The organism is Flammeovirga sp. SJP92, from assembly GCF_001583495.1.
Classification (GTDB): Bacteria; Bacteroidota; Bacteroidia; order Cytophagales; family Flammeovirgaceae; genus Flammeovirga.
The window spans coordinates 608,002-619,413 of record NZ_LQAQ01000061.1 but is presented as its reverse complement, the minus strand read 5'-3'; the positions used below and the strand labels follow the sequence as shown (position 1 = coordinate 619,413).

Annotated in this window: 10 protein-coding genes; 7 read left to right on the top strand and 3 right to left on the bottom strand. The window is 34.7% G+C overall.

The genetic code is table 11. From position 1 onward, the window contains the following. Positions 1-363: 363 nt before the first annotated feature. The 7 genes from AVL50_RS15270 to AVL50_RS15240 all read left to right on the top strand — a co-directional run bounded on the left by AVL50_RS15270 (position 364) and on the right by AVL50_RS15240 (position 8,735). A complete protein-coding gene (locus AVL50_RS15270; protein WP_062617344.1) occupies positions 364-918 on the top strand; it encodes a chromate transporter in 555 nt (184 codons plus the stop codon). Position 919: 1 nt separating this feature from the next. Further along, positions 920-1,513, top strand: coding sequence for a chromate transporter (locus AVL50_RS15265; RefSeq protein ID WP_062617343.1), 594 nt, complete (start codon positions 920-922; stop codon positions 1,511-1,513). A gap of 96 nt (positions 1,514-1,609) precedes the next feature. Beyond that, the gene (gene lgt, locus AVL50_RS15260) at positions 1,610-2,479 is read left to right on the top strand and encodes a prolipoprotein diacylglyceryl transferase (RefSeq protein WP_062617342.1); all 870 of its coding nucleotides are present in this window, start codon (positions 1,610-1,612) and stop codon (positions 2,477-2,479) included. 252 nt (positions 2,480-2,731) lie between these two features. Next, entirely contained in the window at positions 2,732-4,147 is a 1,416-nt protein-coding gene (locus AVL50_RS15255) for a hypothetical protein (RefSeq protein ID WP_157491344.1), read from the top strand. A 203-nt stretch (positions 4,148-4,350) separates the two neighbouring features. Then, on the top strand, positions 4,351-4,686 hold the full coding sequence (locus AVL50_RS15250) for a hypothetical protein (RefSeq protein ID WP_062617340.1): 336 nt from the start codon (positions 4,351-4,353) through the stop codon (positions 4,684-4,686). Between the two features lie 333 nt (positions 4,687-5,019). Continuing rightward, positions 5,020-7,311 carry a TonB-dependent receptor gene (locus AVL50_RS15245; RefSeq protein WP_062617339.1) on the top strand — a complete coding sequence of 764 codons (2,292 nt, stop codon included), beginning with the start codon at positions 5,020-5,022 and terminating at the stop codon, positions 7,309-7,311. Beyond that, on the top strand, positions 7,311-8,735 hold the full coding sequence (locus tag AVL50_RS15240; RefSeq protein WP_062617338.1) for a PepSY domain-containing protein: 1,425 nt from the start codon (positions 7,311-7,313) through the stop codon (positions 8,733-8,735). Before AVL50_RS15245 ends, AVL50_RS15240 begins: the two co-directional genes overlap by 1 nt. 177 nt (positions 8,736-8,912) lie before the next feature. Here AVL50_RS15240 and AVL50_RS15235 read toward each other — a convergent pair whose 3' ends face one another. The 3 genes from AVL50_RS15235 to AVL50_RS15225 form a co-directional block, all read right to left on the bottom strand. Next, positions 8,913-9,494: an outer membrane beta-barrel protein gene (locus AVL50_RS15235; RefSeq protein WP_082795837.1), complete on the bottom strand. Its 582-nt coding sequence runs from the start codon at positions 9,492-9,494 to the stop codon at positions 8,913-8,915. A gap of 89 nt (positions 9,495-9,583) precedes the next feature. Then, positions 9,584-10,339: a LytTR family DNA-binding domain-containing protein gene (locus AVL50_RS15230; RefSeq protein WP_062617336.1), complete on the bottom strand. Its 756-nt coding sequence runs from the start codon at positions 10,337-10,339 to the stop codon at positions 9,584-9,586. Then, positions 10,320-11,381, bottom strand: a complete 1,062-nt coding sequence (locus AVL50_RS15225) for a sensor histidine kinase (RefSeq protein WP_062617335.1) — start codon at positions 11,379-11,381, stop codon at positions 10,320-10,322. Before AVL50_RS15225 ends, AVL50_RS15230 begins: the two co-directional genes overlap by 20 nt. Positions 11,382-11,412 lie beyond the last annotated feature (31 nt).

The window sequence follows — 11,412 nt, the reverse complement described above, 5'->3', positions numbered from 1 at the left end:
CAGAAAAGTGATTACGATTTAGTTAAAAATGTATGAAAACAAAAAATCATCACAAAGTATAAGCTGAGTAATGATTTCGAGGGGCCCTTAAGATTTAGACGTTTCAACCTAAATTTTATTTCCAGAAAGGTCATAGGGTTCTATGTTATTTAAAGTCTGTATTCATTTCATAGTTATCTTTCAGTTTTCTCATTTTAATATCAGTAAACACTTCATTTGTACAAGAAAAATTACTTGAGGATTTATAGCACGAACCACAAAACAAATTTCTAATAGTTATTAATAGTATCATCGGTCATTTTTATTAGCTTGTATGAATGATATAATTGCAGTTCATTATCGAACTGCTGAATTCTAAAACAAATGATCTACTTCGAATTATTTTACAGCTTTTTCAAAATTGGACTTTTTACCTTCGGAGGAGGGTATGCTATGATTCCACTTTTGGAAAAAGAATTAATAGAAAATAAAAAATGGCTGACCAACGATGAATTGTTGGAAATTATGTCCATTGCTCAAATGACTCCAGGTACCATTGCTATTAATGCGGCTACTTTTGTGGGGTATAGAGAAAAAGGGTTTCTAGGTGGCCTATTTACAACTGCTGGTGTGATTGCACCTTCTTATTTAGTGATTACAATTATCTATCACCTTTTCTCTCACAGTTTCGAACACCCAATCGCTCAAAAAGCATTTATGGGAGCAAGAGCATGTATTGTTGCACTGATTGGTCATTCTGTTTGGAAGATGTTCAAAGGAAGCGTTACAGATCGATATGGTTTGGGTATCTTCTTAATAGCATGTGTTTTGTTATTTGCATTTAATATTCACCCCATTTTATTAATTGTCATTGGTGCAGGAATGGGCCTTGGACTTTATTTATTTTTCCCAAAACAATTAAAAGATTTACTGAAATAGTATGGAAGCATTTTCATTAGAAGCGTTAAAAGTATATGCGGAATTATATTTTGTATTCTGTAAAATAGGTTTCTTTAGTTTTGGAGGAGGATTAGCGATGGTTCCACTTTTTGTCGTGGAGTTCCAAAAGCAAGGTTGGATGACCGCAGACCAGTTTTTTGATGTGTTGTCATTAGCTCAAATGACGCCTGGAGCAATCGCAGTGAACTCTGCTACTTTTGTCGGCAATGAAGCTGGAATGGCTGTAGGTGGTAGATTAGGAGGAATCATTGGTGGAGTTTTTGCAACGGCAGGGTTAGCAACTCCTTCAGTGGTTTGTATTGTGGCATTGACTGAGTTGTTGAGAAAACTAAAGAAAAATAAATTCAAGCAGGCGTTCTTTTTTGGTATTAAGCCAGTAACTATTGCTTTGATTTTATTTGCGGGATGGAAAATTGCAGAAACAACTTTCTTTGAAGACGGTTTTTCAGAGATACACTGGAATAGTATTATCCTTTGTTTGATAGTAGGAATTGTTCTTAAATTTTATGAAAAGAAGGTGCATCCAATCGCTTTGATCGCTGTATGCTCTGTTATTGGAATTTTTATCTTTTAGTCATCAAATAAGTTGAATTTACCGTAGTAAAGCAGAAGCAGAGTTTTTATATTCGCAACAACGTAAACTCAATTATCATCAGACTACAAACAACTTATGCTAAATTATATATACTGGAACCCTGATCCAGAAATCATTGATATTAATGGATTTCCATTGAGGTATTATGGACTTTTGTTCGTTACAGGAGTATTGGTGAGTTCTTATTTCCTAGGTAAGATTTTTGAAAAGGAGGGATTGCCACAGGCTAATCACGATAGATTATTGATCTACGCCGTTATAGGAATCTTTGTGGGTGCTCGTTTAGGACATTGTTTGCTTTATGAACCCGTTTATTTTCTTTCCAACCCATTAGAAATGATTTTCCCTATTCGTTTTTTAAATGATGGCTCCATTGAATTTATTGGATATAGTGGACTTGCAAGTCATGGAGGAGGTATTGGGTTGACGATTGCATTGATTTTATATTCCAGAAAGACAAAACACCGCTTTATTGATGTAATAGATTTATTGGCTGTTGTTGTCGGAGTTGGCTGTGCATTTATTCGAATAGGTAATCTGATGAATTCAGAAATTATAGGTACACCAACTAATCTTCCTTGGGCTTTTGTATTTGAAAAGGTTGATTTTATACCAAGACATCCCGCTCAATTGTATGAAGCCATTTGTTATTTTATCATTTTTGGAACTATGATGTTTCTCTATCATAAACATAGAGCTTCATTGAAAAATGGATTCTTCTCAGGAACTGTTATCATATTGATTTTTACGTCAAGATTTTTCATTGAATTTTTTAAAGAGAATCAAGTATCATTTGAAGAAGGGTTATCCCTGAATATGGGACAAATGCTGAGTGTTCCTTATGTTTTAATCGGCGTTTGCTTAATTATTTATTCTAAAAGAAAAACTTTGCCTGAGGCCGAAGAAAAAGTGGGACAGCAGGAAAATCAATCAGAGATTTTCTAGTTTGTTATAAAAATTATTTCAAAAATCAGAGGGTTACTTCCTTGAATTTACATTTTATAGGAGTGTTTTTGTTATATTTTAACCAATTAATTCTTAACGTAAATAACTAAACTAATTATTGATGCCGTATAATTAAATGTGGCATAGTGTAAACACGATCTTCAAAATATTTCTATTCCAATGACCAATTAAAGTATGCCACATTTATAGCTAAAAACAGAAATATCATTCAACTAATTAAACTACTGCGTCATGAATACTAACATTTTTAAAATATTGATATTGTCTCTGTTCCTGTATTTACCATTTATGGTCAATGCACAGGACGTGACTACAGTTACTGCTACTGATGATGAAATTAGTCAAAACTTAGATTTAGAAGTGGTTGCTGCCATCTTTGGTGAATCCAAAGATTTAGAAGATTTTGAGAAAAAATTAAATGATCCGGAACAACAGATTTCCAACTTGGATTTGAATGAAGATGGAGAAGTAGACTACTTAAGAGTAGTAGATACTTCTAAGAAAAATACACACGTTGTCACTATTCAAGCTGTGATTGGCAAAGACCAATATCAGGATGTTGCCGTGATTGATGTTGTAAAGGATGAAAAAGGAGAGACTCAAGTACAAGTTGTCGGAGATGTATATATGTATGGATCAAACTATATTGTAGAGCCTGTTTATGTACACCAACCTACCATCTATGTATGGTTTTGGGGACCATATTATCATCCATGGAGATCTCCTTATTATTGGGGTTACTATCCTCCATTTTATAGACCTTGGAGACCTTACCCGGTACCTTATTACAGGAACAATGTAAGGGTGAATATCAATATTCATCATAGACATAAGTACCGTCACACTACTGTAAGAAGAAGTAAGCATGCGGTTAAAATGCAAAAACAAGCAAGGCGAAGAGACTATGCAAAGCAATATCCGAATAAGTCTTTTGATAAAAGACATAAAGATATTTCGAATGCAAGTCAGTTGAAACAGCGACCTGCTACTTCAGATGTAAAGACAAAACCTCAAACCAAGCCAGCAGTAAAACCTGAACAAGGTGTTTCTAAGGATAAAAGGCCCTCGAATTCGAAGGAAAATGTATCAAATCCTCAGGTAAAACCAGCGGTGAAACCTGAGCAAGGTGTTTCTAAAGATAAAAGACCTTCGAACTCAAAGGAGAATATTTCAAAGCCTGCTACAAATGATAAAGCAGTAAAGCCAGCTCAACCAAGTTTGAAGGATAAACAAACAGGTCAGGTTTCTACTGGTCAGAAAGTAAATAAAGATTGGAAAACAGCCTCTGATCGATCAGGTAATAAGTCGAATGTAAAGAACAATAAGGTTTCTGTGCCTACTCAACGTCGATCAAACAACAAGAGTACGACAAGGCCGAATACATCGACCAATAAGTCTAATTCGAGTTTGAATAAGAATAAAACGAAACAAAATAATTCGAATAATTTTAATCGATCTAATTCTGCTACAAAACAGAATAAATCAAGACCAACGACAACTTCACCAAGTAATAATAAGTCGTATAACAGACCTCAAACGAAGCCGGCCACTACAAGGCCTGCAACAACGCGACCACCGAGTAATTACAATAAATCAACGCGACCTTCACCCTCAAGATCCGTTTCCCCAAGTAGATCAAGAAGGTAGTTGTGAAGAGGTTCCTAGTGAACCTCTTTTTTTATATCTCATTGGGAATGATGAATAACAATATGCATCAATAAATTATTTGTAGTAAATATTATTGAATTTCGATTCGGTTTGTATATTTGCACTGCTCTTTAAAATAGCACACCCTAATGATGAACAAACTGAACATATCAGTTACATTTTTTCTCGCAACACTCGTATTTATGCAGACGATTTATGGACCATTGGTAATGATGGACTATAAACTTCGTCAGGATTTTTATGCGAATGTTTTGTGCGTGAACAAAAACCGAACAGACCTTCCACAGGTTTGTGGGGGGCGCTGTCAGCTAAAATCCAAATTAGCGAATCAAGCTACTTCAGAGTCAAGTAGCAATGAAAACAACCTCAAAGAAGTGGTAGCAGAACCACTTTCACTCTCTATCTTTTTGTTTTCATTAAAGGGTAATCAAAGAATCATTAATCAGTTACCTGATTTAGTGGATGAAAAGGTAGATGGAGACTACATTTCTTCAATATTTCATCCTCCCATTGCGTAATTGCTCTTCATTTAACGGCTTTTTATATATCAATTTTTTGATGACTGTATTGTAGTGTCTTTACTTTTAGAATCAAAAGAAAAAAGAAGAGAATGGTGATTTTTATGGTCCATAGGATGACCCATTTTCTTTATTAAAAATGGTCTATTTCTTTTGTCTAAGTACTTAATTCAATACTGCTCAAGAGTAATTTTTACTAAAATCAACTCTCTACAAGTCGTTACACCCCATTTTTTTACAGATTTCATAACAACCTAATGCTAGGCTATTGGTCGTTATTTTTTAATAGCGTTCAAAAGTGATCGTGGTTCGTTATGTCCAAATTAAAATACAATGAAAAAGCAATTACTAGGTGCTCTACTTTTGATTTTGAGCATCACTTCTCTTCACGCTCAAAATTTAGAAATTTCAGGGACAATTACTGATCAATTATCAAAGGATCCATTGGTAGGAGCGATCATCGTCAACTTAAATACGAATGCTTATACAGTATCAGATGCAAGTGGAAACTATTCATTTCAGGCAGAAGCATCAGATCATATTGAGTTTAGAATGTTGGGGTATACTACCTTTTCTAGCGTAGCGAGTGAATTAAATTCACAAACTACTTTAGCACAAGATGATTATGTGTTGAACCAAGTGGTCGTTTCGGCGAGTAGAGATGCACAGAAAAGAGAAGAGGCTCCAATGGCAATTACTTCCATTGGAACTACAATGTTGGAGGAAACGAAGCAACAATCCCTTGAACAAGTAATTAATAAGGTTCCAGGTGTATTGATGGCAGATTTGGGAAGTGAACAACACATGATGGCGATCCGTCAACCAATGTCAACGAAGAGTTTATTCTTATACTTAGAAGATGGTTTGCCTATTCGTCCAACGGGTATTTTTAATCATAATGCTTTGAACGAAATGAACATGACGATGGCTCAAAATATTGAGGTAGTCAGAGGGCCTGCTTCTGCATTGTATGGTTCTGAAGCAATTGGTGGGGCAGTCAACTTGATTACGAAAACTCCTTCATTGGTTCCTACTGCAAAAGTTCAATTGAGAGGTGATTCTTATGGTTATAGAAGAGTTGATGCTATAGTAGAAGGAACTACTGACAATGGAAAGCTAGGCGTAAGTGTTGGTGGATATTCAGCTATCAGAGAAGATGGTTATTTAGATCACAGTGATTTTAATAAATCAATCATTACGGCTGTTTTAACTTACAAAGTGAATGAAAGTCTAAAATTGACTTCCAATACCACTTACATGAAGTACAAATCTGATATGGGATCTTCTTTAGATAGTGCTTCTTTTTATGATCGTGACTTTACTTCCCTTCATAATTTCACCAAGAGAGAAATCGAATTATGGAGATCAACTTTTACGATAGATAAGAAATGGAACGAAAACAGTAAAACTGTAGCCAAAGCATTTTTCCGCACCAATACGTTAGGTCAGATTCCTAGTTATAGAATTAGAAACGATTGGACTAACCCAAGTGTCGCGAAAGGTGAAGTCAATGAGAGTTCATTCCAAAGCTATGGTGCGGTGGTTCAACACAATCAGAAAATTCCTTCTTTGAGAACAACAGTCAGAGTAGGAGCAAGTGTGGATTATAGCCCAACTGCTTTCTGGGCCAATTATATTGATGTGGATAGAGATGAAGATGGAAGATATGTGGGGTACACTAACACAGATTCTGTATTGACTGATTATGAAACGAATCTATTGAATACAGGTCTTTATGCTCAAGTTGAAGTCAATCCCATAGACCGATTATTCATTACAGCAGGGGTTCGTTCGGATCACTTTAAGTATGATTATAAAAATAATTTGGGTGAGGAGGCATTCTCAGGAGCTCCTAATTCTGTAGATTATTTTAATGCAATCACTCCAAGGGTCGGAGCGACTTATACCCTATCAAATGGTTTAGGTTTCTACGCCAATTACAGTGTAGGTTTTATGCCTCCTCAGGTATCAGAATTGTATAGAGGAGTGAAAGTACCAACATTAGAACCATCGTATTACAATAACGCAGAAGTAGGAACTTGGTACGCTTTACCAAAAGGTTTAGGCTATGTGGAATTGGCCTATTATAACATGAAAGGTGAAAACGAAATCGTTTCGGTATTACAAGATGATGGGTCTTACAATAATGAAAATGCAGGTTCAACGAATCACGAAGGGGTAGAAATGGCATTACACTTCAAGCCGATTTCTCAAGTGTTTGTAAGAGTCGGTGGAACGTATGCAAGCCATACTTTTGATCTGTTCAATACTGGAAGTGAGGATTTCTCAGGAAATACCATGTCAAATGCTCCAAACTGGATTACCAACATGGAATTGACTTTCAAACCAAAATTCTTGAAAGGCTTTAGAACGTCATTAGAATTCCAAAAAGTGAGCGATTACTATATGGATAACCAAAACACTAAAAAATATGAGGGTTACCACTTACTCAATCTTCGTTTTGGTTACCAATTTAAAGGATTTGATGCTTGGTTAAATGTAATGAACCTAACTGATGAACTTTATGCCACTAGAGTATCAAGATCTTCATGGGGAGAAAACTATAACCTTGGTGCTCCACGCACTTTCCAATTAGGTATCGGATATACAATTAGCAAAAAATAATGAACTTATATAAAATTCATAGACAACTTAGTCTAATCGCTTTATTACCAGTTTTAGCATGGACATTGAGTGGCGTAATGCACCCTTTGATGTCCAATTTTAAACCTAGAGTCAATCAAAGACTTGCTGTAAATAAAGAAGTAAAGTCAGCAGATCAAATTCAATTATCTGTTGATTCCATTATGAAAATAAACCACTGGGAAGACATTGCGTCTTTCCGGTTGGTGACTATAGATTCGGCAATATTTTACCAATTCAAAAGAGCGGAAGGAAATACCTATATCAATGCGAAGTCTGGGGAGAAACTAATGAATGGAGATATTCATTATGCTACCTATTTGGCAGGCCTTTACTCAGGAGAGGAAGAACAAAAAATTGATGCTATTGATATTCAAAAGGAATTTTCTAATGAATATGTAAAGATTGCTAGAATACTTCCTGTATATAAGGTACAGTACAAGAGGATGGACGGTTTATGGGTATTTATCGATGTCAATACCGATAGGATGACTTATGCTACAAACACAATCAGAAGTACTTTTCAACGTGTCTTTTTATGGGCGCATAGTTGGACATTTTTAGATTTCAACAATACCTTCAGATTACTTATACTTGGGTTCTTCATTACGATATCATTTTTGGCAGGTGTAACGGGGATTTTAGTCTACACAAGGTACAGAAAGACGTATCAACGTCAACAAAAGTCGAGGGTTCCTTGGCAAAGAAGATTTCATAGAACATTAGGGATCGGACTGTCTTTTACATTATTACTCTTTGCTTTGAGTGCTTTTATGCACATGTTACCGAAGTATACAGCATTGGATAAGACAAGCTATGGGTCACCTGCTCAATACTCACAAGAAGAAATGATTTTTGATTTGGATACTGTCAAAGGCGATTGGATAAATTACCAACCTGTAAAAATTGATGGCATTAATTATTATCAGTTTCATTTTAAGGCTGGAAGAGGAATTTCTAAAAGGTATTTCCACAGTGTTTCAGGAGAAGAATTAATAAAAGGAGATAGTATTTATGCCGTTCAATTAGCAAAGCAATACAGTGGTTTGTCTTCCGTGAAAAGCATTACAGAAGTAAAGAAATTTGCCAACGAATACGGTTTTATCAATAAACTTTTACCAGTTCAAAAAGTACAGTTTGAAGGAGAAGGCAACCTTAGATGGTATATTGATACTCAAACGACTTTTGTAGGAGCAATTATCGAAGATAAAGCAGCCTTTTCAGGTTTTATATTCGCTTACTTTCATAAATACCACATGTTTGATTTTCTAGGAAAAAAGGCTAGAGATACAATTATGTCAGTATTTGCTTTAGGAAATTTCTTGGTAAGCCTATTAGGACTTTTGATGTATATCAATCAGAAAAAAGTAACAAAGAAGAGAAGGAAATCGAGAGAATTAGTATAATAAATACATTGTATTATTAGTAGAATGTTTGTGTAGCCACGTAGCCTGCTACGTGTAATTATAAAAGGTCTCAATTACTATATTTCAAATAAAGCGTAGCGGGCTACGCTACTACATAAAAAGCCACATTAAGCAACTGCTTAGTGTGGCTAATATATTTGACTATATGTGGATTCCTTACCAGATGAAGTAACCAACGCTGACCATAAATTGCTCAGAATTTATTGATACATCAGAGTTAGAAACTAGATTCGCACTTTTTTGATATTTCGCATCAATTGTGAATTTCTTAATATCAACACCAAGACCTACTTGCCATCCTAATTCGAATTTTTCTGGGTCTAACTCAGGGCTGATATCACTAAAGTTATCAATGACAACTTGCTGAGCTACAACACCTCCAAATGCTCTTGCTGTCACACCGCCAATTCCTAGTTTACCACCAAGCAAAACAGGAAGTTCAACACGATTCAATACAAGATCTTGAGATTGCTCTCCCAATTCAAAAGTTCCTCCAGTATTAGTATATAGAAGTTCTGTCTGTACATAAATTGGAAGCACTGGGATATTTGCCCTTAGCATTACACCACCTTCCCATGATTGTCTTGTGTCATCAGAAAGACCTGAAAGATTGTGTGAGAACCCTGACATACCTGCACTACCTTTTACACCGAAGTTGAGTGTTTTGTCTTGTGCAAAAACTGTTGCAGATGTCATGACTAATAAATTGAAAACGATAAATAAAATAGATTTTTTCATGATTATATGAAAGTATGATAATAAATTAATATGATTAAAAATATTGAATAACCTTCTTTTTGAAGGTGTAATGAATTACTAAATTGAGATTATTGATCCAACCAATCTTTGAAGTCTTTCACTCTGTCTCTGCTGACAATGAGGTCTTCCAAAGGGGCAGGGGTGGTATCGACTTGGAGCCTTGAATTAAACCAAGTATTGATTTTGGTAATGGCTTCCACATTGATGATATATTTTCGATTTACTCTGAAGAATTGACTTGGATCCAGTTGCGTTTCTAAAAGAGAAATACTTTTATCAATTGGATATTTTTTATCATCAAAGAGATGCAAGAATGTCAAACCTTCATCAAATCGGATAAATGCGATTTCACTCGATTGGATGGTTTTAAATTGCTCTCCGATTGAAATCAGAAAACGCTTTTTGATTTTCTTTTCACTGGTCTCTTTCAGCTCTGCCATTTCAGACGTCGAAGCAGTCATAAAGAGATTTCCATACAACGCAAACTTATCCAATACCCTTTTGATATCATCAAAGTCATAGGGTTTTACGATATAATCAATGCTGTTAAGCTTGAAAGAGTCTAATGCATATTCACTAAATGCGGTAGTGAAAATCAATGGAGATTTTACTTTTACACTCTTATAGATATCAAAGCAATTACCATCGCTCAAAGCAATATCTTGAAAGATCAAGTCCGGCTGTTCATTAGATCCAAACCAATCAATACTGTCCTCCACTGAAGATAAGATATCAATCACCTCAAAAGCTGGATTATACTGTTGTATCAGTTTGGCTAAATAATTAGCTGTAGGAAGTTCGTCCTCAATGATTAAAATTTTCATGATCGATTGTAGATAAAGCTGGTAAACTTACTTTGAATATGTCTTGATTCTTTTCAATAATAATATTTTTTCCTGCAATCAATTGGTACCTTTTATTGATATTTGAAAGTCCCATACCAGTAGATATTTCCTCCACTTCTTTTTTATCATAATTATTAGTAACTATGATCTTGTCGCCATTTAAAGTGATATGAATATTAAGCGGCTTTTTCTGAGACAGTTTATTATGTTTTACAGCATTTTCAACTAATACTTGAATACTTGCTGGTGGAATCATAATATCATCAATATACTTCTCATTAATATCAATTTGAAGTTGAATAGCCTCTCCAAATCGTGTTTTCAACAAGAAGAAATAATCTTTGACGACTTTTAATTCTTCTTCTAAGGAAACTAAAGCCCTCTGATTTTGCTCGATAATATATCTCAAGGTTTTAGAAAGCTTGATGATAAATTCCGAAGCTAGGTTTTGATCCGTATGTACGATACTTGAAAGTACACTCAAACTGTTGAATAAGAAATGAGGTTCAATCTGTGCTTTTAAAGACATGTATTGAGATTTGAACATTTCTTTCTCCAACTTCTCTACATTGAATTCTTTTTCTTTTAGCTGAAAAATCTTCTGAATATAAGCGTATACTGTAAAAATCAATAAGTAGATAATACAAAGTGCTACTGATAACTCAGGATTGTAAAAAGGAATCTCATCCCATAAATGACCATTATTGAATAAATAGGTATCACCCAACATATAAAGAACGGTTGATGAAACACCAGTAAATATTCCAATTATGACATTAATGAAAATGATAGAGGAATTAGAAAAATGACTTAATTTCTTTTGGATGTATTCTGAAACATACCAGATAAGCAACCAGTATCCCACAAAAGTAAAGGTGAAGACCATCCCTCTAAATGTCAAAGGAAATACTCCTCCAAAACTATAATCAAAAGCTTTGATAAATAATTGTAACAGATATACTACCGTTAATCGGAGTATAAAGCTGAATTTAATGGATGAACTGTTGTATGTTTTTGACATAGAATTATTACTTTTTACACTACAAATATAC